The 24,049-nt window shown below is 73.6% G+C and carries 24 protein-coding genes; 7 read left to right on the top strand and 17 right to left on the bottom strand.

What is annotated here, in order from left to right:
- Positions 1-58: 58 nt before the first annotated feature.
- Positions 59-379: an acylphosphatase gene (locus tag BUE43_RS20200; RefSeq protein ID WP_073486112.1), complete on the bottom strand. Its 321-nt coding sequence runs from the start codon at positions 377-379 to the stop codon at positions 59-61.
- A 237-nt stretch (positions 380-616) separates the two neighbouring features.
- Here BUE43_RS20200 and BUE43_RS33570 point away from each other — a divergent pair, with 237 nt between their 5' ends.
- The 4 genes from BUE43_RS33570 to BUE43_RS20180 all read left to right on the top strand — a co-directional run bounded on the left by BUE43_RS33570 (position 617) and on the right by BUE43_RS20180 (position 2,627).
- Positions 617-1,147: a CAP domain-containing protein gene (locus tag BUE43_RS33570; RefSeq protein WP_143174268.1), complete on the top strand. Its 531-nt coding sequence runs from the start codon at positions 617-619 to the stop codon at positions 1,145-1,147.
- Positions 1,144-1,677 carry a hypothetical protein gene (locus BUE43_RS20190; protein ID WP_073485512.1) on the top strand — a complete coding sequence of 178 codons (534 nt, stop codon included), beginning with the start codon at positions 1,144-1,146 and terminating at the stop codon, positions 1,675-1,677. Before BUE43_RS33570 ends, BUE43_RS20190 begins: the two co-directional genes overlap by 4 nt.
- A complete protein-coding gene (locus BUE43_RS20185) occupies positions 1,674-1,877 on the top strand; it encodes a hypothetical protein (protein WP_073485509.1) in 204 nt (67 codons plus the stop codon). Before BUE43_RS20190 ends, BUE43_RS20185 begins: the two co-directional genes overlap by 4 nt.
- A 111-nt stretch (positions 1,878-1,988) precedes the next feature.
- Positions 1,989-2,627, top strand: coding sequence for a Pycsar system effector family protein (locus tag BUE43_RS20180; RefSeq protein ID WP_073485507.1), 639 nt, complete (start codon positions 1,989-1,991; stop codon positions 2,625-2,627).
- A gap of 288 nt (positions 2,628-2,915) precedes the next feature.
- Here the strand turns inward: BUE43_RS20180 and BUE43_RS20175 are convergent, their stop codons facing one another.
- From BUE43_RS20175 to kdpF, 10 genes are all read right to left on the bottom strand, one after another.
- Positions 2,916-3,965, bottom strand: coding sequence for a hypothetical protein (locus BUE43_RS20175; RefSeq protein WP_073485505.1), 1,050 nt, complete (start codon positions 3,963-3,965; stop codon positions 2,916-2,918).
- On the bottom strand, positions 3,962-6,715 hold the full coding sequence (locus BUE43_RS34300; protein ID WP_073485503.1) for a hypothetical protein: 2,754 nt from the start codon (positions 6,713-6,715) through the stop codon (positions 3,962-3,964). The genes BUE43_RS20175 and BUE43_RS34300 overlap by 4 nt, the downstream gene beginning before the upstream one ends.
- Complete coding sequence (locus BUE43_RS20165; protein WP_073485501.1) at positions 6,712-7,530, bottom strand: hypothetical protein; 819 nt, start codon at positions 7,528-7,530, stop codon at positions 6,712-6,714. Before BUE43_RS20165 ends, BUE43_RS34300 begins: the two co-directional genes overlap by 4 nt.
- Before the next feature lie 115 nt (positions 7,531-7,645).
- On the bottom strand, positions 7,646-8,311 hold the full coding sequence (locus BUE43_RS34295) for a Crp/Fnr family transcriptional regulator (protein ID WP_073485499.1): 666 nt from the start codon (positions 8,309-8,311) through the stop codon (positions 7,646-7,648).
- Between the two features lie 200 nt (positions 8,312-8,511).
- The gene (locus tag BUE43_RS20155; protein ID WP_073485497.1) at positions 8,512-9,192 is read right to left on the bottom strand and encodes a response regulator; all 681 of its coding nucleotides are present in this window, start codon (positions 9,190-9,192) and stop codon (positions 8,512-8,514) included.
- Positions 9,189-11,759 (bottom strand): DUF4118 domain-containing protein, encoded by a 2,571-nt coding sequence (locus BUE43_RS20150; RefSeq protein ID WP_073485494.1) that lies wholly within the window; start codon positions 11,757-11,759, stop codon positions 9,189-9,191. The genes BUE43_RS20155 and BUE43_RS20150 overlap by 4 nt, the downstream gene beginning before the upstream one ends.
- 92 nt (positions 11,760-11,851) lie before the next feature.
- Entirely contained in the window at positions 11,852-12,487 is a 636-nt protein-coding gene (locus tag BUE43_RS20145) for a potassium-transporting ATPase subunit C (protein ID WP_073485492.1), read from the bottom strand.
- Positions 12,488-12,494: 7 nt separating this feature from the next.
- Positions 12,495-14,534, bottom strand: a complete 2,040-nt coding sequence (gene kdpB / locus BUE43_RS20140; protein WP_234995832.1) for a potassium-transporting ATPase subunit KdpB — start codon at positions 14,532-14,534, stop codon at positions 12,495-12,497.
- Between the two features lie 89 nt (positions 14,535-14,623).
- Positions 14,624-16,285: a potassium-transporting ATPase subunit KdpA gene (gene kdpA / locus BUE43_RS20135; protein ID WP_073485487.1), complete on the bottom strand. Its 1,662-nt coding sequence runs from the start codon at positions 16,283-16,285 to the stop codon at positions 14,624-14,626.
- The gene (kdpF, locus tag BUE43_RS35255) at positions 16,285-16,383 is read right to left on the bottom strand and encodes a K(+)-transporting ATPase subunit F (RefSeq protein ID WP_073485484.1); all 99 of its coding nucleotides are present in this window, start codon (positions 16,381-16,383) and stop codon (positions 16,285-16,287) included. Before kdpF ends, kdpA begins: the two co-directional genes overlap by 1 nt.
- A 393-nt stretch (positions 16,384-16,776) precedes the next feature.
- Here kdpF and asnB point away from each other — a divergent pair, with 393 nt between their 5' ends.
- From asnB to BUE43_RS35810, 3 genes are all read left to right on the top strand, one after another.
- A complete protein-coding gene (gene asnB / locus BUE43_RS20125; protein WP_073485482.1) occupies positions 16,777-18,615 on the top strand; it encodes an asparagine synthase (glutamine-hydrolyzing) in 1,839 nt (612 codons plus the stop codon).
- A gap of 32 nt (positions 18,616-18,647) precedes the next feature.
- Entirely contained in the window at positions 18,648-19,070 is a 423-nt protein-coding gene (locus BUE43_RS20120) for a MarR family winged helix-turn-helix transcriptional regulator (RefSeq protein WP_143174267.1), read from the top strand.
- 174 nt (positions 19,071-19,244) lie between these two features.
- Positions 19,245-19,535 (top strand): helix-turn-helix domain-containing protein, encoded by a 291-nt coding sequence (locus BUE43_RS35810; RefSeq protein WP_073485477.1) that lies wholly within the window; start codon positions 19,245-19,247, stop codon positions 19,533-19,535.
- Between the two features lie 108 nt (positions 19,536-19,643).
- Here BUE43_RS35810 and BUE43_RS20110 read toward each other — a convergent pair whose 3' ends face one another.
- From BUE43_RS20110 to BUE43_RS20085, 6 genes are all read right to left on the bottom strand, one after another.
- On the bottom strand, positions 19,644-20,861 hold the full coding sequence (locus BUE43_RS20110) for an HAAS signaling domain-containing protein (RefSeq protein WP_073485475.1): 1,218 nt from the start codon (positions 20,859-20,861) through the stop codon (positions 19,644-19,646).
- Complete coding sequence (locus BUE43_RS20105; protein ID WP_073485472.1) at positions 20,858-21,178, bottom strand: PadR family transcriptional regulator; 321 nt, start codon at positions 21,176-21,178, stop codon at positions 20,858-20,860. The genes BUE43_RS20110 and BUE43_RS20105 overlap by 4 nt, the downstream gene beginning before the upstream one ends.
- A gap of 96 nt (positions 21,179-21,274) precedes the next feature.
- Positions 21,275-22,138, bottom strand: a complete 864-nt coding sequence (gene mutM, locus BUE43_RS20100; RefSeq protein WP_073485469.1) for a bifunctional DNA-formamidopyrimidine glycosylase/DNA-(apurinic or apyrimidinic site) lyase — start codon at positions 22,136-22,138, stop codon at positions 21,275-21,277.
- A gap of 122 nt (positions 22,139-22,260) precedes the next feature.
- Positions 22,261-23,097, bottom strand: a complete 837-nt coding sequence (rnc, locus tag BUE43_RS20095; RefSeq protein ID WP_083959858.1) for a ribonuclease III — start codon at positions 23,095-23,097, stop codon at positions 22,261-22,263.
- Positions 23,098-23,111: 14 nt separating this feature from the next.
- A complete protein-coding gene (gene rpmF, locus BUE43_RS20090) occupies positions 23,112-23,294 on the bottom strand; it encodes a 50S ribosomal protein L32 (protein WP_073485467.1) in 183 nt (60 codons plus the stop codon).
- Positions 23,295-23,296: 2 nt separating this feature from the next.
- Positions 23,297-23,878, bottom strand: coding sequence for a YceD family protein (locus BUE43_RS20085; protein WP_073486110.1), 582 nt, complete (start codon positions 23,876-23,878; stop codon positions 23,297-23,299).
- Positions 23,879-24,049: the final 171 nt, after the last annotated feature.

Genomic DNA, 24,049 nt, shown 5'->3' with positions numbered 1-24,049 from the left:
GACCGCCGGCGGCGACCGCGGGCCGACCGTGTCGGTCGCGGGCCGCGGGCCGCGGCGGTCAGCGTTCGACGAAGCCCGTGAGCCCGCCCCTGGGCGGTGTCCACCGCTCCACGACGGTGGACACGGCGCCGGGCGTCTCCGCCGAGCGCAGGTGGTCGAGCAGCCGCTGGCACGCGGCGCGCGGCCCCTCGGCGACCACCTCGACCCGGCCGTCCCGCAGGTTGTTCGCGCTGCCGACCAGGCCGAGCTCCAACGCGCGGGCGCGGGTCCACCACCGGAACCCGACGCCCTGGACGGCGCCGTGGACCCAGGCGGTGAGGCGGACCTCCTCGTCCGTCTCGTCGAGATCCGACTCGTCGAGCTCGTCCGGCTCGACCAACTCCGCCGACTCGTCCGGCCCGGTCGCCGTCGCGCCGTCGACCACCGCGCCGTCGACCGCCGCGCCCGGAGCCTGGTCCGACCCCGGCTTCACGGTGTCCCTGCCGGGGTCTGCCTCGGTGTCTGCCACGCGGGCATGGTGCCGCACGGCACGCGGTCCCGCCGGCCGCGCCCCGGGGAGATGACCTTCCCGACAGTCACGCGTTCGTGATCACTCTTTCGTGTAGCCTGCCGCGCCGTGAGTGCGCCCCGTCCCGCCCGCGCCCCCGCCGTTCCCGGCCTGGTCGCCCCGGACGCGGCGGTGGCCGTCCCACCCCTCGCCGGACCTGGCACAACTCCGCCCGGGACCCGGTCCGGCCACGCCGGAGCCGGCCGGGCGCCGGCCGCTTCCACCACCCCGACGCCGACCGCCAGCGGCACCACGCCACCAGCCGCCCGGACCGCCCCGTCATCCGGTCCGGTGAGCGCCGTCGCCGATCTGGTGATCAGTGAACGACGCGGCAGACACAGCGTCGGCACGGCGGAGCGCGGCCACTTCTCGCACACCAGCCCCGAGTGCGCGACGTTCACCGACCGGTCGCGGGCCGCCGGGTACCCGACCCCGGGCGGCGAGACCATCGCCAGGGGACAACGCAGCGCCGAACAGGTCATGGAGCCCTGGATGAACTCACCCGGCCGCCGGGCCACCACCCGCAACCGCGAACTGACCACCACCGGGACCGGGCCGGACGCGCGGGCGCGCCACCGGGCACGGGGGTTCGGGCGATGAGCGAGCCGCTCCCGACCGAGGACTCCGCGCCGGGGAAACCCGCGCCCCGCAACCCGTTCAACCTGCCGCCCGCCATGTCGCTCGGCGTCGCCGGGCTGTTGACCGCGACGGTGCTCGCCGGCGTCGCGGCGCTGGCCGCGCCGGCCCAGCCGGACGCCGGCCCCGGCCAGCAGCCCGTGCCCTCCGCCGCGTCGGTGATCTCGGTGACCCCGGCCGGCGCGCCCGCTCCGGCCTCGGACACCAGCGGCGCCGCGACGTCGACCTCGGGGACGACCACCGCCGCCACGGGCACGTCGGCCGCCACGAGCGCCGCGCCCCACCGGACCGGGACCGGCACCGGCACCGGTGCCACGAGCGCCCCGAAGACCACCCCCCAGGGCCAGCAGCCGACGCCGTCGCCCGGCCGGCCCGGCGGCGGCCAGCCGAGCGGCGACACGACCCCGCCGGTCCCGTCGCACTCCTCGCCGTCGTCCCCGCCCCCGATGACCGTGCCCCGCCCGTCGCCGACGAGCTCCGCCGCGTCGCCGTGAGCGGGCTGGCGGTCCACCCGTGCCGGTCCCTGTGCTCGTGGCACCGGACGCGAGCCGAGCTCGACGGCCTGCCGGTGGTCGCCTGCCGGGGGTGCGGCTCGCAGTGGGTCCGCACCGAGCCGTGGACGCCGATCGACTCCACCGGGCGCATCCCGGACGTGGTGCGCGCGGAGGTCGCCCGGCGGGCGGAGTCCGGCTGAGCTGGTTCCCGCTCACCCCAACGGCTCTTTCGACCAGGTGGGCGGGCTGCGATGGTGAGGAGAGGCGTGGTCGGACGACGGGGCAACCCGGGCACCGGACGAGGAGGCGCGATGGATCCTCCGTCGCGCGAGACGTCCGCCCCCTCCAGGAGCGGTCCGCCCGAGGCCGGGCCCGCCGCCGGCGGCGGCGACCCGTCGCCCGACGGCAGACACAGCCGCCGGGACGCCGGTCGCGGGGAACCCGCCCCCGAAGTGTCCACTCAGGACAGTTCACCGTCCACTGAGGACGCCCGGTTCGCGATCAACCACTTCGCCACCTGGATCGGCAACGCCGACACGAAGGCCGGGCTGCTCGCGGCGGCGACCACCGTGCTGGCGGGCGCCCTCGTCGGGCAGCGGTCGGCGGTGGTCGCCACCCTGGCCCGCCCCACCGGGTGGCAGGTCGTCGCGCTCGTCGCCCTCGCGCTCTCCGCGGTGGGCGTCGTGGTGACGACGTTGTTCCTGATCCGCGCGGTGGCGCCGCACGTGCGCCAGGACGGGTTCAGCCGCTACTCGTGGCCCACGGTCGCCGACGCCGACCTGACCGCGCTCCTGGCTGGGCAGCGGGAGGACGACCGGCGCGAGGCGTGGTTGAGCGCGTTGACCCTGGCCAGGATCGTGCGGCGGAAGTACGCCAACCTGCGGTGCGCCTTCGCCACCTGGCTGGTCGGGGTCGCCGGGCTCACGGTGTGGCTGGTGGTCGTGCCCTGAACCCGGCCGCGGCCCGCGGGAGGCGACGAACGGCGACGGAGACGCGGAACGGGCGGGCCGCACGGGCGCGAGGGGCGGCGATCGCCCCCGGCCCAGCGGGTCGGGACGGCAGGGGACCGCGGGGAGTTCCGGTGTCCCGCGTCCGGTCCGTCCCTCGGTGTGATCGCCCGGTGTCACACCCACCGCCCGTTCGCCGCGACCCGTGCCGGGCGGGCGAATCCCGGCACACCCCCGGTTCTCGGCCGAAGCGCGCCCGGCGGTCGTCCGCCGGGGAGTCGGCTTCCCGGTCTAGGGCGCGGCGGGCTCGGGCTCCGCGCCGTTCGGCGCCGGCTCGGCCGGCCCCGCGACCGGGGGCAGTCCCGGGACGTCGTCGGCCGCGGCGAGGTCGCCCAGCGCGCGGCTCGCCCCGGTCCGCAGGTGTTTGATCACGATCCGCAGGGCCTCCACGCCGAACTCGTCGAGGCCGATCCCCTCCAGGTCGACATCCCTGGCCAGCCGGCGGTCCAGCAGCTGGGCCACGATCTCCCGCGCCGCCTCCAGGCTGGTCCGCTCCTGCTCGGCGAGCAGTCGGACCACCCCGGCGACGTCCGCCGGCTGCTGCGCCAGGTGCCGGGCGAGCAGCGCGTGCTGGCCCTGCCGGACCGCCTCGACGACCTGCGCGCACCGGTAGTCGTGCAGCTCCGCCTGCTGCTGCTCCCTCACCATCGTGAGCTGGTGCTCCTTCAGCAGCGGGTCGGCGTCCAGGCGCAGCGCGCAGTGGAACAGCAGCACGCCCTCCTCCAGCCGGATCGGCGCCTGCCCGATCAGCCGGTTGAGGCGGACCTCCGCCTCGGCCACCGCCATCGGGTCGAAGGCCCGCGCCACCGGCCACAACATGCCGACCAGGTGCCGCAACCCCAGCTCGTGGACGTCGGCCAGCCCGCGTTGCACGACCTGCACCGGGTCGTGCACCCGCCAGCCGAACCGCACCTCCGCCACGAACCGCAGCCCGATCCGCGCGGTCGGCAGGTCCAGCGGCGGGCTGGTCCAGTGGTGGTCGGACATGTCGACCCAGTAGCAGCGGCAGAGCCCCGCCGACCGCCACTCGGACAGCGTCGGCATGCGCTTGAGCCCGATCAGCCGGCCCTCGTCGGTGTCGAAGACCAGCGCGGTGTGCGCCATGGGCACGGGGCGGCGGCTGAACCGCCGGCCGGCCGGCAGCTCGGACATCTCCAGGATCGGTCCGGGCGGGGTCTCGGCCGCCGGCTCCCGCTCGGGGTCGGGCGGCTCCGCGCCCGCCACCCGCTCGGGCGGGGTCGACTCGTCCCTGGTCTCGGTGGTGGTGTCGGCCTTGGTCACGGGCTCCTCCTCAGCCTGAGGTCACGCACGGTCGGGCGGTGGCGGGCGGGCGACGGGGCGCGCGCCGCCTCGGGGGGCAGGCACGCGAACACCGCGGCGGCGGCGTTCGGCGCCGCCGGCGCGGGCGGCGGCGGTTGCTCCCTGACCCGGAAGAGGGGCTCGTCCCGCCGGTGCCAGGGCGGCCGCTCCGCTTTGGTCCAGCTGCCCACGACGAGGCGGACGATCGCGCGGTCGCGCGCGGTCCGCGCGGCGAGGACCAGCAGGCGGGCGAGCGCGGCGCACGCCTCCTGGTCGTCCTCGCAGCTCCGGGCCCAGTTCGTCAGCACGTCGCGGGCGTAGTAGTGGCAGAAGGAGGCGTTGAGCAGCCGGCGCCAGAGGGCCGCGAGCACCTCGCGCCTGCTGTCGTCGGTGTCGGCCCAGGCCAACAGGTCCGGCGCCCGGCCCTCACCGGGGCGGGCCTGGTCGATGGCCAGCGACAGGGCGGCCAGCACGCCGGTGAGGTGGCGCTCCAGCTCGTTGCCGCAGACCCAGTCCCGGAGGGCGCGCACGATCCGCTCAAGCTGCTCGGGGTCGGCCCGGACCGCCAGCTCGATCACGCTGTCGACCACGGCGGTCCGCAGGGGCACGCCCTTCGGCCCGGCCAGTCTGTCCAAACAGGACAGTGCCTTGTCGAAGGCGGTGCGGCCGAGCGGGCCGCCGTAGGCGCGGACCGCCGTCCACTGGACCACGCTCCACGGCTCCTGGCCCCCGTTCGGGTCCTGTCCGCGCTGGGACCACCGCTCGACGATGCGTTCCGCCGCCGCGCTCAGCCGCGGGTCCGCGGCCACCAGCTCCAACGCGGTGAGCGCCGTCTCCCGTTGCTCCTGGTGCGGACTGGCCGCCCAGGGTTCGAGCACCTCCCGGCGCACGACGTCGAAGTCCTCCGACATCAACACGCCCACGACCGCCGCCACCGAGTCGCGCACCAGCCACGACTCGTGCCGGCCCAGGTTGTGCAGCCAGCGCAGCAGGGCCGGGCGCACGCGGTCCAACTCCGCCCACAACAGGCGGACCACCGCCGCGGCCTCCCTGGGGCGCTCCCACCGCACGACCTCGACCGGCACCACTCCGATGTCGCTGTGCTGCTCGTCGGTGGCGAACCCGGCGCGGAGCCGGTACGCCCGCGCCGCGCGGCTCTGGTCGAGCCCGCCCACCGACCGCTGACCGCGCATGCGGCGCAACAGGTCCTCCGTGACGTCCAACGCCACGGTGTAGGCGAGGTCGTGGCACATCACGACGCCGAGCAGGTACGGCAGGTCCGGCTCGGGCAGCTCGGCGAGCCACCGGCGCAGCTGCAGGAGCACCGTCCCGGCGAGCCGGTCGCCGGCCCGGTCCTCGGGGCAGGTGGCGAGAACCCTGGTCAGCTCGACGAGATCGCCCACGTCGGGCTGACCAGCGCAGCGCTGCTCGAACAGCTCGGCGATCTCGTCGTGCCGGTCGAGCAGCTCCCGCCCGCGCTCCCACGCGCCCATCGCCAGCAGGTGGGCCGTGACGACGTCCCTGGCGGGCGGCGCGTCCACCTCGACCACCCACTCGGCCGGAATCCGGTGGTGCGCGGGGAGCTCCCCCGCCGTGGTGAGCACGAGGCGGATGTCGCGGGCCCGGAACTCCTTGTCCAGCCGGCGGAACGTGTGCTCGTCGGTCCGCGCCGTCCGCTGCGGGTCGAGGTCCACGGCGAGGACGCCGTGCGGGCCGTCCGCCGCGGCCGGCCCCTCCTCCGCGACGCCCAGCGCGGTCAGGTCGGCGATCCGGCCCAGCGACCGCAGGTTCGCCCCGCAGATCTCGCCGAGCAGCACGGTGGCCAGGGTGGCCTTGCCGCTGCCCCTGGGGCCGGTGAGCACGACCAGCCCGGGCTCCCGGAGCCGGGCGCGCACGCGGTCGACGCAGGGCGGCGCGACGAAGACCTCGTCCAGCGCCGCGAGGTCGGTGGCGTCGACGGAGAGCGCGGCGTGCCCCGACGCGGCGCGCCGGCCGAGCCGGATGTCGCGCCCCGCCATGTCGCCCTGGACGTTGTAGACGTTGAGGTAGGTGGGCCGGTACCGGTCGACCAGGTCGTCGGTGTACTCGCGCCGCGCCCGGTTCAGCTGCTGCTTCTCCTCGTCGTTGAGCCGGTCGGCGACCTCCTTCTCCGCCTCGGCGAACGCGTTGGCGCGCTTCTCCCTGGCCTCGGCCTCCTCCCTCGCCTCCTTCGACTCCCTGGATTCCTTCGACTCCTTGGCGTCCTGGGATTCCTTGGCGTCCGGGGGATCCTTGTCGTCCTTGGGCTCGTTGGCCTCCTTCCCCTCCTTGGCGTCCTTCGACTCCTTCGACTCCTTCGCCTGCCTGGCGTCGCCGCCCTCGCCGGGGTCGTCGGCCTCCCGGGGCTTCCCCGCGTCCTTCGCCGCCGCCCGGCCCTTCGCCCCACCGTCCTCAGGGGACGCGCCGACGTCCCTGGCCCCGCCGGCCTCCGACGACCTCGCCGGGGCGGCCCCTCCCCGGTCCGCGTCGGACCTCTCCCTTGCCTGGTCGGGTTTTCCCGCGCGGTCGCCGGCCTCCTTCTCTCCCCTCCGCGCGGCCGGCTCGTCCTTCTCGGCACCGCCCTTCCCGACCGGGTCCTTCCCGCCCTGGTCGGACGAGGCGGCCCGCTTCGCTGCCCGCAGGCCCAGCAACCCCGCCATGCCGCGGAGCCGCCGCCGGTCCGGCTCATGGCCCTCGTCGTCTCCCCGGGTCACCTGGCCCCCCAGACGTGCTTGTCCCTGCCCACGACGTCGTTGCCCACGCTGCCGATGTGGCCGATGCTCACGTTGCCCTCGCCGGCGACCACGGTTCCGCCGGGCGGGGGCAGGGGCTGGGGCGGCGGCCCGGTGGCCGTCAGGGGCGGGGGCCCCGCCGGAACCCGGCCCCCGGCCCCGAATCCGGCTCCGGCTCCGGTGTCGGGTTCGCCGTCGGGCTCGGCGGGCAGGGGGCGGTGGTCCAGGCCCGGCACCCGGATCCAGGCCGTGGTCCGCACCTCCTTCTCGCCCACCTCGACCGGGTGGTAGTGCGCCGGGTCGATGCCGCCGTAGCCGTGCCGCACCACCGCGCGGTGCATCTCGGCGGAGACGACGACCACGAGGTCGGCCTCCGGAACCCGGTGCAGCGCGCGGTAGGCGGGCGCGCAGTCGACCAGGCGGCAGGCCAGGTTGAGGTCGGTGCCCGCCCAGCCCTCGGCGTCGCGGTGCACCTCGCCCGCGTGCGCGGCCATCCGCATCCGCATCCTGGCCTGCTCGCTGGAGCGCGCGTTGTGGTGGCGCAGGGCGTCGGCGAGGTGCCGGACGAACCCGTCGACGACGTCCACTTTGGACACCGTGGGCGGGATGACCAGGATCTTGCTGTCGCCGCGGTCCTCCACCGCCAGCTCGTCCCACGGCATCTGGGCGCTGCCGGCGGCGTACCGGACCACCGCGGCCAACGCCTCGCGCAGCCACAGCTGGAACCGGTCGTCCCGCCGTCCGAACTCGGCGATGTCCACCACGATGATCGATCGGTGTTCGGGCAGGTGTCGCATGCCGCCTCCGCTCCGGCCGTCCTCTGGTCGTTGGGTGTACGCCGGACCGCCGCCGGCGTCCGTGACCCAGCGCACGGAACGACCGGTACCGGCCGGCATCTCGTCGACGTGGTCGTCAGTCGGGGTTGCGCGCGAGGCGGGCGAGCTCGGCCAGGCGCAGCACGGTGATCCGGCGGCGGGAGGTGCTCAGCACCCCCGCCCCGCGCAGGTCGGCCAGGGCGCGGGAGACCGACTCCCTGGTGGCGCCGATGGCGCTGCCCAGCTCCTCCTGGCTGAGCACGGCCACCTCGTAGCCGCCGGTCGGCGTCGGCCGACCCCGGCTCTGCACGAGGTCGACGAGCAGGCTGGCCAGTCGCTGCGGCACCAGGCAGGTGCCGACCTCCATCCGCCGGCGGTCGGACTCGTCGACCCGCGCGACCAGCAGGCACAGCACGTCGTAGGCGAGGATCGGGCGTTGTCGCAGGAGCAGGCGGAAGCGGTCGGCGGGCACGGCCACGACGACCGAGTCGGTGGCGGCGACGACCGTCGCCGAGCGTCGGCGCGCGGTGATCACACCGAACTCGCCGACCAGCTCGCCCTCGCCGCGGAGGGCGAGCACCAGGTTCTGACCGTCCACTGTGTCGGCGGAGATGCGCAGGAGCCCGTGTTCGATGAGCAGGACGGAGTCGGACTCCTCGTCCTGGCGGAACAACACGGTCGCGCGGGGCACGAGGCGGCGGGTTCCCTCGGCCGCGAGCAACTCCCGGTTCTCGCGGCGCAGTTTGTCCCCCACGGTGGTCACACCGTGAGCGTCTCCGGCGGGCGGGACTCGGCAAGGAGCCGCGGCCACGTTCACCCGCTGGCCGCGCGATTCCACCCGCCCGGCCCAGTGCGGTGTACTGGACGGCCGGAACTCCGGGCGCGCCCACCGCTCCACTGTGTCCACCAGCGGGGGCGATCGGCCGCGGCCGTCAGCGGGGCGCCGGCGGGGGCGCGCCCCGGTCAGGGCTCGAAGCGGTAACCCATGCCGGGCTCGGTGATCAGGTGGCGGGGGCGCGAGGGCTCCGGCTCCAGCTTGCGGCGCAGTTGGGCGAGGTACACCCGCAGGTAGTGGGTCTCGGTGGCGTAGGCCGGGCCCCAGACCTCCTTGAGCAACTGCTTCTGCGCCACCAGGCGCCCGCTGTTGCGCACCAGCACTTCGAGGATGCCCCACTCGGTCGGCGTCAGGTGCACCTCGGCGTCCTCCCGCAGCACCTTCTTGGCCGCGAGGTCCACGGTGAACGACGCGGTGCGGACGACCGGCTCGCCGTCGCTGACGGAGGCGGCGGAGCGGCGCACCGCCGCGCGCAGCCGGGCCAGCAGCTCGTCCATGCCGAACGGCTTGGTCACGTAGTCGTCCGCGCCCGCGTCCAGCGCCTCGACCTTGTCGGCGGAGTCGGTGCGCGCGGACAGGACGATGATCGGGACGGTGGTCCAGCCGCGCAGCCCGGCGATCACCTCGGTGCCGTCCACGTCCGGCAGGCCGAGGTCGAGCACCACCACGTCCGGCCGGCCCTCGGCGGCGGCCTTCAACGCGGTCGTCCCGTCGTGCGCGGTGAGCACCTGGTAACCCCGCGCCGCGAGGTTGATCCGCAACGCCCGCACGATCTGCGGCTCGTCGTCCACCACCAGGACCTTCGTCATGCCTCCGCGACCTCCTCGCGCTCGTGCCGCCGCGCGACGGGCAACGAGACGACCACGGTGAGGCCCCCGCCCGGGGTGTCCTCGGCCCTGATCGTGCCGTCCATCGCCTCGGTGAACCCCTTCGCCACGCTCAGGCCCAGCCCGACGCCGGTGCTGGCGTCCCGGTCGCCCAGCCGCTGGAACGGCGCGAACACCTCGTCGGCGGCGTCCCTGGGCAGCCCCGGGCCGTGGTCGACGATCCGCAGCTCCACCCGGTCGGCGTGCGCGCTGGCCCGCACGGCGACCTCCGGCCGGAGCTGGTCGGGCCGCCGGCCGTACCGCAGCGCGTTGTCGACGACGTTGGCCACCACCCGCTCCAGCAGGCCGACGTCGGCCCGCACCAGCGGGAGGTGGTCGTCCACGTCGACGGCGACCCACCGCCGGCCCTCCAGACCGGTCAACGCGCGCGCCACCACCTCGTAGTACCCCACGGCCCGCAGGCGGGGCCGCACCGCCCCGGTGGCCAGCCGCGAGGAGTCCAGCAGGTTGCCCACCAACGCCGTCAGCCGGTCGGCCGACTCCTCCACCGTGGCCAGCAACTCCTGGGTGTCCTCTTCGGACAGTCGGAGGTCCTGGTCGCGCAGGCTCCCCACCGCCGCCTTGATCGACGTGAGCGGTGTGCGCAGATCGTGCCCCACGGCCGACAGCAGCGCGGTGCGCAGCTCGGTGGTGGCCGCCTTCCGCTCCGCCTCCATGGTCGCCACCGCCATCCGCTGCTGCCGCAACGCCATCAGCGCCTGGCCGGCGGCGGCCTCCAGCACCCTGCGGTCGGCGGCGGCGAGCTTTCGGCCCCGCAGCGCCAGGTGCACGTCCCTGGTCACCGGGATGTCCAGGTCCGCGTCCTCGGGCCGCTGGCAGCCGTCGTCGCCCACCGAGGTCACCCGCTCCCACCGGCCGTCGCGGCGTTCCAGCAGCGCCACCGAGTTGAGCGCGAAGTTCTCCCGCACCTTCTCCAGCAGCCGGGCCACCGGGTGCGGGTGGGTGAGCACGGTCCGCGCGTAGGAGGCCAGCAGCGCGGCTTCGGTGCCGGCCCGCGCCGCCTGCTCGGCGCGCCGGGCCGCGCGGTCCACCACGATCGCCACCATCACCGCGACCACCACCATCGCCACCAGCGTGATGATGTTCTCCTGGGTGGAGATGCCGAGCGTGTAGACCGGCTCGGTGAAGAAGAAGTTGAGCATCAGGCCGCTCAGCGCGGCGGCGAGCAGCGCCGGCCCCAGCCCGCCCACGAGGGCCACGATCACCGTGGCCAGGAAGTAGTCGATGACGTTGGTGGACAGGATCAGGTCCTGGGCCATCCACAGCCCGAGCGCGGTCGCCACCGCGGGCAGCAGCACCGCGAGCAGCCAGCCCAGGACCTTGCGGAACGAGGTGAGCCCGCTGCGCACCCACTGCATCGCCCTGCCGTGCCCCGCCTCGTCGTGCGTGACCATGTGGACGTCGATCGGCCCCGACTCCTGCACCACGGTCGCGCCGATGCCCTCGTCGAACAGCCGGGCCAGCCGGGACCGCCGCGAGGTGCCCAGCACGAGCTGGGTGGCGTTGACGCCCCTGGCGAAGTCCAGCAGCGCGGTCGGCACGTCGTCGCCGACCACGGTGTGGAAGCTGGCGCCCACGTCGTCGGCGAGCTTGCGGTAGCGGACCACCGCCTGCGGCGGAGCGCCCGCGAGCCCGTCGCCGCGCAGGATGTGCAGCACCAGCAGTTCGGCGCCGGCGCGGTTGGCGATCCGGCGCGCCCTGCGGATCAACGTCTCGCTCTCCGCGCCGCCGGTGATCGCGACGACCACCCGCTCCCTGGCCTCCCAGGTGTCGGTGATCGCGTGGTCGGCCCGGTAGCGCTGCAACGCCACGTCGACCTGGTCGGCCACCCACAGCAGCGCCAGCTCCCGCAGCGCGGTGAGGTTGCCCGGCCGGAAGTAGTTCGACAGCGCGGCGTCGACCTTGTGCGCCGGGTAGACGTTGCCGTGCGCGAGCCGGCGGCGCAGCGCCTCGGGCGTGAGGTCGACCAGCTCGACCTGCTCGGCGCGGCGCACGACCTCGTCGGGCACGGTCTCCTGCTGGCGCACCCCGGTGATGCTCTCGACGACGTCGTTGAGGCTCTCCAGGTGCTGGACGTTCACCGTGGACAGCACGTCGATGCCGGCGTCGAGCAGCTCGTCGATGTCCTGCCAGCGCTTGGCGTTGCGCGAGCCCGGCGCGTTGGTGTGCGCCAGCTCGTCGACCAGCGCGACGGCCGGCCGGCGCGCGATGACCGCGTCGACGTCCATCTCGGTCAGCTCGACGCCGCGGTGCGCCAGGACCATCCTCGGCACCACTTCGAGCCCCTGGAGCAGTTGCGCCGTCCTGGCGCGGCCGTGCGTCTCGACGTAGCCGACGACGACGTCGGTGCCCCGCTCGGCGCGCCGGTGCGCCTCGCCGAGCATCGCGTAGGTCTTGCCGACGCCGGGGGCCGCGCCGAGGTAGATGCGCAGTTCCCCGCGTCGTCGTCGGGTTGGTCGGTCCGTGCTCACGTTCTCAGTGTCCGTCATTCCTGGGCCGGGTCGACCAGCGGTGAGACCGTCGTCGACAGACAAGGGACCCCGTAGCCGCAAGAGGCGGCCACGGGGTCCCCCGGTGGTTGTCAACGCTTGGCCTCGCGCTGGACGGCGAGGTTGAGTGTTGTCACGTTGACCCCGGGTTCGCCGAGCACGCCGAGCGCGCGGCCCCGCGTGTGCTCGGCGACCAGGTCGCGCACCCGCTGCTCGGCGATGCCGTTCTCCCTGGCCACGCGGCGGGCCTGGAGGTCGGCGTAGGCCCGGCTGATGTGCGGGTCGAGGCCGCTGGCCGAGGCGGTCACCGCGTCGGCGGGCACGCTGGCCGGGTCCACCTGCTCGCGGGCGGCGACGGCGCCCCTGCGCTCCTCGACGGCCTTGCGCAGGTCGTCGTTGTCGCCGGCCTTGTTCGAGCCGCCGGAGGGCAGCACGTCGTCCGGTCCGAGCTGGTCGGTGACGGTGGCCGACGGGCGGGTGTGGAACCAGCGGTCGGCCGTGGGGTTGTCCTTGGCCCTGGGGTCGACCGGGTCGACGCCGATCAGCTCGGAGCCCATCGCGGTCTCGTTGACCCGGACCACCGAGCCCTCCGCGTTGTCGCGCAGGCCGGGCAGCCGGGTGACGCCCCACACGGCGAGCGGGTAGAGCACGCCGAGCAGCACGGTCATCACCAGCAGGACCCGCAGACCGGCTCCGGTCTGCCGCAGCAGGTTGGTGAGGGACTTCATCTCGTGATCACCCGATTCCCGGGATCAGCCGGACCAGCAGGTCGATGAGCCAGATGCCGACGAACGGCGTGACGATGCCGCCCAGGCCGTACACCAGCAGGTTGCGCCGCAGCAGCGCGGAGGCCGTCGACGGGCGGTAGCGCACGCCGCGCAGCGCGAGCGGGATCAGCGCCACGATCACCAGGGCGTTGAAGATGACCGCGGACAGGATCGCCGACTCCGGGGTGGCCAGCCGCATGATGTTGATCTTGTCGAGCTGCGGGTAGATGGCCATGAACATCGCCGGCAGGATGGCGAAGTACTTCGCCAGGTCGTTGGCGATGCTGAAGGTGGTCAGCGCGCCCCGCGTGATCAGCATCTGCTTGCCGACCTCGACGACCTCGATCAGCTTGGTCGGGTCGGAGTCCAGGTCGACCATGTTGCCGGCCTCCTTGGCCGCCATGGTCCCGGTGTTCATCGCCACGCCCACGTCGGCCTGGGCCAGCGCGGGGGCGTCGTTGGTGCCGTCGCCGGTCATGGCGACCAGCCGGCCGCCCTCCTGCTCCCGGCGGATCAGCTCCATCTTGTCCTCGGGCTTGGCCTCGGCGAGGTAGTCGTCGACGCCCGCCTCCTCGGCGATCGCCCTGGCCGTCAACGGGTTGTCGCCGGTGACCATGACGGTGCGGATGCCCATGGCCCGCAGTTCCTCGAACCGCTCCCGCATGCCGGGCTTGACCACGTCGGACAGCCGGATCACGCCGAGCACCCTGGCCGAGCCGTCGCGCGCCTCCGCGCACACCAGCGGCGTCCCGCCCTCGGCCGAGATGGCGTCCACGACATCGTCCACTTCGGACGGAACCGTGCCGCCGTGCTCGCGGATCCACGCCTTCACCGAGCCGGCGGCGCCCTTGCGGACCTGCCGGCCGTCGAGGTCGACGCCGCTCATCCGCGTCTGCGCGGTGAACGGGACGTTGACCACCTCGCCGGCCGGGGCGCCGTCGCCCGCCGCGCCGTTGTTGTCCACACCGTGGTTCTCCGCGCAGAAGGCGACGATGCTGCGCCCCTCGGGCGTCTCGTCGGCCAGGCTGGACAACCGCGCGCCGGCGGCCAGCTCGCCCCGGTCGACGCCGCCGACCGGGATCAGCTCCGTGCACCGCCGGTTGCCGAAGGTGATGGTGCCGGTCTTGTCGAGCAGCAGCGTGTCGATGTCGCCGGCGGCCTCGACCGCGCGACCGGACTTGGCCAGCACGTTGCGCTGCACCAGCCGGTCCATGCCGGCGATGCCGATCGCGGAGAGCAGCGCGCCGATGGTGGTCGGGATCAGGCAGACCAGCAGCGCGGTCAGCACGATCACCGAGACCTGCCGGCCGGAGTAGGCGGCCATCGGCTGCAGCGCCAGGGCGACCAGCAGGAAGATGATCGTCAGCGTGGACAGCAGGATGGTCAGCGCGACCTCGTTCGGCGTCTTCTGCCGCTCGGCGCCCTCGACCAGCGCGATCATCTTGTCCACGAAGGACTCGCCGGGCTTCGTCGCGATCCGCACGACGATCCGGTCGGACAGCACGGTGGTGCCGCCGGTGACCGCCGAGCGGTCACCGCCGGACTCGCGGATCACCGGGGCGGACTCGCCGGTGATCGCCGACTCGTCGACGGTCGCGATGCCCTCGACGATGTCGCCGTCGCCCGGGATGACCTGCCCCGCCTCCACGACCACCAGGTCGCCGACCCGCAGGTCGTTGCCGGGCACCTCCTCCTCGGCGCCGTCCTCGCGCAGGCGGCGCGCCACCGTGTCCCTGCGCATCTTCCGCAGCGACTCGGCCTGCGCCTTGCCCCGGCCCTCGGCGACCGCCTCGGCCAGGTTCGCGAACAACACGGTGAACCACAGCCACGCGGCCACCGCGATGCTGAAGACGGTCGGCTCCAGCACGGCGAACACCGTGACCAGCACCGACCCGACCCACACCACGAACATGACGGGGTTCGGGAGCTGGTGCCGGGGGTGCAGCTTGCGGAACGCGTCCGGCAGCGAGGTCACGAGCTGGCGCGCGTTGAACGCGCCGGCGCTCATCCGGCGCCCGGTGCGCTCGGCGTGCAGCTCCTGGGCCTGCTCCGGGGTGTACGGGTCGTGCTCCGGCGTGCGGAGCGGGGTGGTGGTGCTCATGCCAGAGCCTCCGCGATGGGGCCGAGCGCCAGCGCCGGCAGGAAGGTCAGCGCGGCGACGAGGACGACGGTGCCGAGGAGCATCCCGGCGAACAGCGGGCTGCCGGTGGGCAGCGTGCCGGCGGTGGCCGGCACCTTCCGCTGCTGGGCCAGCGAGCCCGCCAGCGCCAGCACCGCGAGGATGGGCAGGAAGCGGCCGAGCAGCATCGCGACGCCCAGCGTGGACTGGAAGAAGTCGCTGGTCACGGTGAGGCCGCCGAACGCGCTGCCGTTGTTGTTGCCGGTGGAGGCGTACGCGTAGAGCACCTCGGACAGCCCGTGGGCGCCGGGGTTGTTGAGGGCGCCCGTGGTGCTGGGCAGCAGCAGCGCGACGCCGGTGCCGAGCAGGACGACCGTCGGCATGGCGAGCATGGCGATCGCGGCGGCGGTGACCTCCCGGCGGCCCAGCTTCTTGCCCAGGTACTCGGGGGTGCGGCCGACCATCAGGCCGGCGAGGAAGACCGCGATCACGGCCATCACCAGGATGCCGTACAGGCCGGCGCCGACCCCGCCCGGCGCGACCTCGCCGAGCAGCATGTTGAGCAGGGTGACGCCACCGCCGAGGCCGGTGAGGCTGTCGTGCGTGCCGTTGACCGCGCCGGTGGAGGTGCCGGTGGTGCTCACCGCGAACAACGCCGTGCTCGGGATGCCGAACCGGACCTCCTTGCCCTCCATCGCGGCGCCCGCGGCGAGCGAGGCCACGCCGTTGGGGTGCGACTCGGCCCACCACGCGACGCTCAGCAGCGCCGCCCAGAGCAGGCCCATCACCGACAGCAGGACGTAGCCCTGCTTCCGGTCGCCGACCATCGAGCCCAGCGTCCTGGTCAGCGCGACCGGGATCAGCAGGATCAGGAAGATCTCGAAGAGGTTGGTCCAGGCGTTGGGGTTCTCGAAGGGGTGCGCCGAGTTGGCGTTGAAGATGCCGCCGCCGTTGGTGCCCAGTTCCTTGATGACCTCCTGGCTGGCGGCGGGGGCCAGCGCCAGCGTGCGCTGCACGCCGTCCACCCCGGTGATCTGCACGCCCTTGGCCAGGCTCATCACCGCGCCGAGCGCGACCAGCACGATCGCGGCCACGAAGGCGATCGGCAGCAGGACGCGGGTGACGCCGCGGGTCAGGTCGACCCAGAAGTTGCCGAGGCGGTCGGTCCGCGCCCGGACGAAACCGCGGACCAGCGCCACCGCGACGGCCATGCCGACGGCGGCGGAGACGAAGTTCTGCACGGTCAGGCCGGCCATCTGCACCGTGTGCCCCAGCACCGCCTCGGGCGAGTAGGACTGCCAGTTCGTGTTCGTCACGAAGCTGACGGCGGTGTTGAACGCGATCCCGGGCTCGACCGCGCCCCGACCGAGGTCCAGCGGCAGCAGCGGCTGGAGGCGCTGCAGCAGGTACAGCAGGACGATCGAGACGAAGGAGAACCCGAGGACGCCGGCGGCGTAGGTGGTCCACCGCTGCTCGGAGTCCGGGTTCACCCGGACCAGGCGGTACAGCGCGCGCTCCACCTTCCAGTGCCGGTCGGTGGTGTAGACGCGGGCCATGTGGTCGCCGAGGGGCCGGTAGCACACGGCCAGGGCCACGACGAGGAGGCCGACCTGGGCCAGGCCGGCCAGGGTTGGGGACATCAGAACTTCTCCGGACGGACGAGGGCGACGAACAGGTAGACGATCAGCAGCACCGCGAGGACCGCGCCGACGACGTTCGCCACGAGGCCGGTGCTCACAGCCGCTCCAGACCGCGCAGGGTCAGCGCGAGGAGCAGGAACACACCAATCAGCAGCACCGCGTAGGCCAGATCGGCCATCTGCGTGCACCCCTCTTCGGTGACGGGTCACCCCTTCTGGTGACCGGTTCGCCGGAAAGCGTGCTCTGCGGGTAGGGCCGTTCGGGCGCATCTGATGGTCTCTTGACGCCGCCCCCACCCGCGTTGACGCGTTCTTGACGGGAGACGGTGCGGATTCACCCGTTTTGGTGGAACAAACAGGACCGAACGGACCATCGGTGACCGAGTGCAACAGGTCACGTCGACATGACCACCCAGTCGCGGGACTGTTACCGTCCGCTCAAGTACATAGATTGCCTATGTATGTGAACCCGAGCGCAGGAGGAGTAGCGACGTGTGCGGTATCGCTGGCTGGGTGGCCTTCGACCGGGACCTCACCACCGAGCGTCCGGCGCTGGACGCCATGACCGAGACGATGCTCTGCCGGGGGCCGGACGCCTCCGGCGTCTGGCTCAGCCGGCACGCCGGCCTGGGCCACCGCCGGCTGTCGATCATCGACCTGGCCGGCGGCCGGCAGCCGATGACCGTGGACACGCCCACCGGCCCGGTCGCCATGACCTACAGCGGTGAGGCGTACAACTTCGTGGAGCTGCGCGCCGAGCTGCGCCGCCGGGGCCACGAGTTCCGGACCGACAGCGACACCGAGGTGGTCCTGCGGGGCTACCTGGAGTGGGGCGAGGCCGTGGCCGAGCACCTCAACGGCATGTACGCCTTCGCGATCTGGGACGGCCGGGCGGACAAGCTCGTGCTGGTCCGCGACCGGATGGGCATCAAGCCGCTGTACCACTACCCCACCGCCGACGGCGTGCTGTTCGGCTCGGAGCCCAAGGCGATCCTGGCCAACCCGCTGGTCGAGCCGGTGGTCGACGCCGACGGCCTGCGGGAGCTGTTCAGCTTCAGCAAGACGCCGGGGCAGGCCGTCTACGCCGGCATGCGCGAGGTGCTCCCCGGCACCGTCGTGACGGTCGACCGCAACGGGCTGCGGGAGCACACCTACTGGCGCCTGGAGGCCGTCGAGCACCGCGACGACGTCCCCACCACCGTCGGCCGCGTGCGCGAGCTGCTCGACGACATCGTGCGGCGCCAGCTCGTCGCCGACGTGCCGAGGTGCGTGCTGCTGTCCGGCGGCCTGGACTCCAGCGCGATCACCGCGCTGGCCGCGCGGCAGCTCGACGAGCAGGGCGAGCGGGTGCGCAGCTTCGCCGTGGACTTCGTCGGGCAGGCCGAGAACTTCCGACCCGACGACCTGCGCGGCACCCCGGACGCGCCGTACGTGCGCGACGTGGCCCAGCACGTCGGCTCCGAGCACCGCGACATCGTGCTCGACCACACCGCGCTGGCCGACCCGGAGATCCGCCGGCAGACCGTGGCGGCCAGGGACTTCCCGATCGGCTTCGGCGACATGGACTACTCGTTGCTGCTGCTGTTCCGGTCGATCCGGGAGCACTCGACGGTCGCCCTGTCCGGCGAGTCGGCCGACGAGGTGTTCGGCGGCTACAAGTGGTTCCACGACCCCAAGGTGCAGCAGGCCGACATGTTCCCCTGGGTGGCGACCGCGCTGACCAGCCCGCACCTGCCCACCTCGCTGCTCGACCCCGGCCTGTCGGCCACCCTCGACCTGGGCGGCTACCTCCGGGACCGGTACGCCGAGGCGGTGGCCGAGGTCCCCGCGCTCGACGGCGAGGACGAGCACGAGCGGCGCATGCGGCGGATCTGCTACCTGCACCTGACCCGGTTCGTGCGGATGCTGCTGGACCGCAAGGACCGGATGAGCATGGCGGTCGGCCTGGAGGTCCGGGTGCCGTTCTGCGACCACCGGCTGGTCGAGTACGTGTTCAACACGCCGTGGTCGATGAAGACCTTCGACGGCAGGGAGAAGAGCCTGCTGCGCGCGGCGACGCAGGACGTGCTGCCGCGCTCGGTCGTCGAGCGGGTGAAGAGCCCGTACCCGTCGACCCAGGACCCGCAGTACCTGGTCGCCGTGCAGCGGCAGGTGGGCGACCTGGTCGCCGCCGACCACCCGGCGCTGGAGCTGTTCGACCGCGACGCGGTGCGCGACCTGGCCCGCCGGGCGCCGGAGGAGGTCGCCCCCGGTCAGCGCAACGGCATGGAGCGGCTGCTCGACGTGGCCACCTGGTTGGACATTCGCCGCCCAGTGCTCAAACTGTCCTGACCGGGAGAAGTCGGACAGGCGGGAGAGTGCCGGTGGAACGTCAGGTGACCGAGGACGACGCGCTCCAGCTCGTGCTGGCCGTGCACCGGTTGAACCGGACCTTGCGGTTGTCGACCACCGACCTCCCGCCGACCCAGCTCATCGTGCTGTCGCTGCTCGCGGAGCACGGCCCGATGCGCATCGGCGAGCTGGCCGCGCGGGTCCCCTGCTCCCAGCCGACCGCCACCACCGTGGTGGCCGTGCTGGAGGCGGCGGGGCTCGCGCGGCGCGAGCCGGACCCCGCCGACGGGCGGGCGGTGCTGATCATCCTCACCGACGAGGGCCAGGAGCGCATCACCTCGGTCGCCCGCCGGGAGGCCGAGCTGCTCGACCGCAGGATGGCGGAGCTGGAGCCGGACGAGCGGGAGATCGTGCTGGCCGCCACCCCCCTGCTACGCCGGCTGGCGGGCCGCTGAGAGCACTACCACTCACCCCGGTCCGGCACAAGGCTGCCCGACCGGATCAGGTCAGAAATGCGCGGATTTCGTGGAGCGCCGACCCCGTTCGTTGCTAATGTTCCACTCATCTTCGATAGATAGTGAATTACTCACCTCATTCCCTCCGAGGAGGGCAAGGAGAGGGGAACGACGGTGCACGAGCGGGAGTTACGTGCGTTCGTCCGCATCGCCGAACTGGGCCGGATGGACCTGGCGGCCCGGGCACTGGGGTACTCCCAGCCGGCGATCAGCTACCAGATCCGCTGTCTGGAGAAGACACTGGGGGCACGACTGTTCCACCGGGAGCCCGCGGGGTCCCGGCTCACCCCCGACGGTCACCGCATCCTGCCCTGGGCGCGGGCCGTCCTCACCCTGATCGAGAACATGCGCGAGGTCACCGGAGCCCGGCTTCCGCTCCACCTCATGGAGCCGGCCGCCTCCTGAGGCGTTCCCGGCGGCGGGAAGCCGGGGACGTCGAGCGCGTGTTGTCGACCAGGTAAGCACACCGGGAGCGCCGGGCCACTGCGGTGGCCCGGCGCTCCTCCTCTCTTCTCAGCGACCGGCCGTGGTCGCCGGAGCGGATGTCGCGCTCGGAGCGGACGTGGTGGCTGGAGCGGACGACGGAGCGCCGGACGCCGACTGCTCTGGCGTCGCGCTGGTCGACGGCTTCGCCGACGAGCTGGGCTTCGACTTCGGGATCGCCACCGAGAACGGGGTTCCCTCGACCTCCCGGCACTTCCCGTCACTGCCGAAGCGGGCCATCGGACGCGGGTACTGGTTCCCCTTCTCACCGGGGTGTGTGAAGTCGCAGGACCGGCTGACAAGGTCGACGGGCCGGCCCTCGTGGTCGTAGACGTACACGTCGGTCAGGGGCTTGCCGTCCCGGTCGAAGACGTACAGGTTCTCCACGTGGCGACCACCGTTCCAGAGCCCCTGCGGGACTGACACGGTGCCGGCCTGGCGGGACGGGGTGGCGATGTCCGAGCCGATGCTCGCCAGGGTCAGGCACAGCCCGGCCGCGAACGCGTTGGCCGGCACGACCAGCCACAACCAGCGCCGGTCGGTCCGGCTCCGCTGACCCAGCCACAGCGAGGGGACCAGGACGACCGCGCTGACGACGACCGCGGTGAGGACCTGGTTCGCCGAGGGCGCGATCCAGGCGGCGAGCAGGCCGACGACCATCGCGCGCACCAACCACCACGCCGGCTGCAACGACGCGAGGTAGGACGTCACCCGCCGGGAGCGCCCCTTCAGGTCGGCGACCCAACCCAGCGCCAGCCGCACCTCGAACAGTCGCGCCGCCTCGGGCACGCCGGGAGAGGTCCGGCTCAGGAACGGCGCTGAGACCAACGCGACCCCGACGAGCAGGAGGACCACCAGCGTGGCCAGCAACCGGACGTCGGTGTAGTGACCCCGGGTGGCCACCATCACCGACGGCAACACGAGGAACACCGCCGCTGCGGCGGCGGCGCTCCAGACCGCCACCCTGGCGGCGACCGCCCCGCCGCGCCCGGTCGACGCGCTCGCGCTCGCGCTCGGCTCCGGGTAGCCGGCCGCCGCCCGCAGCTCGGCGGCGTACGCCTCCGGCTCGCCACACCGCTGCGCCAGCGCCTGGACCGTGGGCGCGCCGCCGAGCTCGGCGGCGACCTCCGCGAGGTGCGGCGCCACGTCCTCCAGCACGTCGGCGACCTCCCCCGGCGGGAGGTCGGACAACGCCGCGCGCATCCGCTCCAGGTAGGCCCCGACGCCGTTCTCCACCGTCGTGTTCATGCCGCCTCCACCAGGTCGTTCATCGCCGTCGCGAACGCCCGCCACGTGGTGGCCGCCTCGGCCAACCGCTCCCGTCCCGTGGCGTTCAGGCTGTAGTACTTGCGGTGCGGGCCCTCCTCGCTGGGGACCACGTACGACGTGAGCAGGCCGGCCCGGTAGAGCCGGCGCAGCGTGCCGTACACCGAGGCGTCGCCGACCTCGGCCAGGCCGGCCTTCCGAAGCCTGCGGAGCACGTCGTAGCCGTAACCGTCCTCCGCGCGCAGCACGGCCAGCACCGCGAGGTCGAGCACACCCTTGAGCAGTTGGCTGGTGTCCACGCCACCTCCCCCTCTGTTGTGGCACGAACACTACTACGCAATGCGCACTAGTGTGCGAAGCAGCCCCCACCACAGGGCCTGACCAGGGAGAGGACGTCAGTCGCCGCGCGGCCGGGGCTGGCAGCTCGGACAGGTGAACGACGAGCGGTTCATGAACGGGTCACGCCGGATCGCGGCACCGCACCGCGGGCACGGCCGGCCCTCCTGCCCGTACACGTTGAGCGAGCGGTCGAAGTACCCCGACTCGCCGTTCACGTTGACGTACATCGCGTCGAAGGAGGTGCCGCCGAACCCGAGCGCCTCGGTCATCACCTCGGTGGCCGCGGACAGCAGCGCGTGCGCCTTCGCCAGGGGCAGACCCGAGGTCGCCCGCGCCCCGTGCAGCCCGACCCGCCACAACGCCTCGTCGGCGTAGATGTTGCCGATGCCCGACACCAGGGTCTGGTCCAGCAACGCGCGCTTGATTTCCGTGCGCCGCCGACGCAGCGCGGTCACCGCGGCGTCCGGATCGTAGGCGGGGTCGAGCGGGTCCAGCGCGATGTGCGCGACCGGCTCCGGCACCAGCGTCCCCGCCGACGGGACCAGGTCGGTCAACGCGAGCCCGCCGAACGTGCGCTGGTCCACGAACCGCAGTTCGGGGCCGCCGTCGGCGAACCGGAAGCGCACCCGCAGGTGCGTCTCGTCCGGCGCGCCCACCGGCTGGACGAGCATCTGCCCGCTCATGCCGAGATGGGCGAGCACCGCCTCGGTCCCGCCGTCGAGGTCGAGCCACAGGTACTTGCCGCGCCGCCGGGCCGCCTCGAACCGGCGGCCGACCAGCCGGGCGGCGAAGTCCGCCCCGCCCGGCAGGTGCCGCCGGACCGCGCGGGGGTGCAGCACCTCCACCTCGGCGACCACGCGACCGGCGACGTGCTGGTGGAGTCCACGACGGACGACCTCGACCTCGGGCAGTTCGGGCACGTCCCCGATTGTCACCGCCGGCGGTGACAGAACCCGCCCCGGGGCCCGCCCTGTGCCCGGAAACACGACAGGACCGGGCCGGGGAGAGATCCCCGACCCGGTCCCGTGGTCGATCGTGCCGCTCAGCTGACGGAGCCGGGCTCCCCACCGTCGGCCACGCCGTTGCGCGCGGCGGCGTCGGGGACACCGGACGCGTCGGCGGTTGCGCCGGACGTGTCGGCAGCGTCACCCGCGTCGCTCTCGGACCCGACGGACAGCGCGCGCCAGGCGGCCTCGGCGGCCTTCTGCTCGGCCTCCTTCTTGGTCCGCCCGTCCCCCGTGCCCAGCGGGTTGCCCGCCACGAGCACGGTCGCGGTGAACTCCTTGCGGTGGTCCGGACCCTCCTCGGCGACCCGGTACTCCGGCACGCCGAGGTTCTCCGCCGCGGTGAGCTCCTGGAGGCTGGTCTTCCAGTCCAGGCCGGCGCCCCGCCGGGGCGCCTCCGCCAACAGCGTGTCGAACAGCCGGTGCACCAGGTCCCTGGCCGTCTCCACCCCGTGCTGGAGGTAGACGGCGCCGATCACGGCCTCCAGGCCGTCGGCGAGGATGCTCGCCTTGTCCCGGCCACCGGTCAGCTCCTCACCCTTGCCCAGCAGCAGGTGCGCGCCGAGCCCGCCCGGTCCCAGCGCACGGGCGACCCCGGCGAGCGCGTGCATGTTGACCACGCTGGCCCGCAGCTTCGCGAGCTGGCCCTCGGCCAGGTCGCTGTGCGCCCGGTACAGGTGGTCGGTGACCACCAGGCCGAGCACCGCGTCGCCGAGGAACTCCAACCGCTCGTTCGGCGGGATGCCGCCGTTCTCGTACGCGTAGGACCGGTGGGTCAGCGCGAGCGTGAGGAGCTCGGCGTCGAGTTCGACGCCGAGCGCTTCGAGCAGCGAGGCCCGGTCCACAGCCCTGCCCCGCGTCGCCCTACCCCCCACGAGCGCCGCCCCGCTCAGGCCGGCTGGACGACCTGGCGGCCGTCGTAGGTGCCGCAGTGCGGGCACGCCACGTGCTGCAGCTTCGGCTGCCGGCACGCGCGGTTGCTGCACGCCACCAGGACGGGCGCGCTCGTCTTCCACTGCGCGCGACGCGAGCGGGTGTTGGCACGCGACATCTTCCGCTTCGGGACGGCCACGACTAGTTCTCCTCCTCGGTGTCGCCGAGCCGCTCCCTCAGCGCGGCCCAGCGAGGGTCAATCCTCTCATGCCCGTGGTCGGGGCCGAGCTCGGCCAGCTTGCCGCCGCACTCCGGGCACAGCCCCGGGCAGTCCGCCGAACACAGCGGGATCCGGGGCAGCGCCAGCACCACGGCGTCGCGGACCACGGGCTCGAGGTCGATCAGGTCGTCGACGACCCGGCTCACCTCGTCCTCGTCGGTGCTGGCCTCGGTCGCGCTGTCCGGGTAGGCGAACAGCTCGGTGACGTCCACCGAGATCCGCCCGGACAGCTCGTCCAGGCAACGCGAGCACTCGCCGAAGGTCGGCGCGGTGACGGTCCCGGAGACCAGGACCCCCTCCACCACCGACTCCAGCAGGAGGTCCAACTCCACGTCGGTGCCCTCGGGCACCTCGATCACACCGGGGAAGCCGAAGCCGACCGGAGCCGGCGCGGTCCTGACCTGGCGACGACTGTTTCCAGCGCGACGGCCGAGGTCCCTGGTGTCGATGACCCAGGGGCTCGTCGGTGCGGGGTGCGCCGCTGCGGCGGTGTGCTCGGGCATGGCGGACTCGGACATCTTCTCCAGAGTTGGCTCGCTGGCGAACGGACGCGGCCAGCTCGCCCAGGGTACGGGACGCGTCGGCGCTTGTGGAAATCGGTGCGCCGGCCCTGGTCAACGGCAGGTGGAGGCCGGGTAACGGCGGAGCGACGGTCAGTGAGGACCGCGCCACGC

The organism is Streptoalloteichus hindustanus (assembly GCF_900129375.1).
Taxonomy (GTDB): domain Bacteria; phylum Actinomycetota; class Actinomycetes; order Mycobacteriales; family Pseudonocardiaceae; genus Streptoalloteichus; species Streptoalloteichus hindustanus.
The sequence above is the reverse complement of the archived record's forward strand: the minus strand, read 5'-3'. Positions and strand labels throughout refer to the sequence as shown.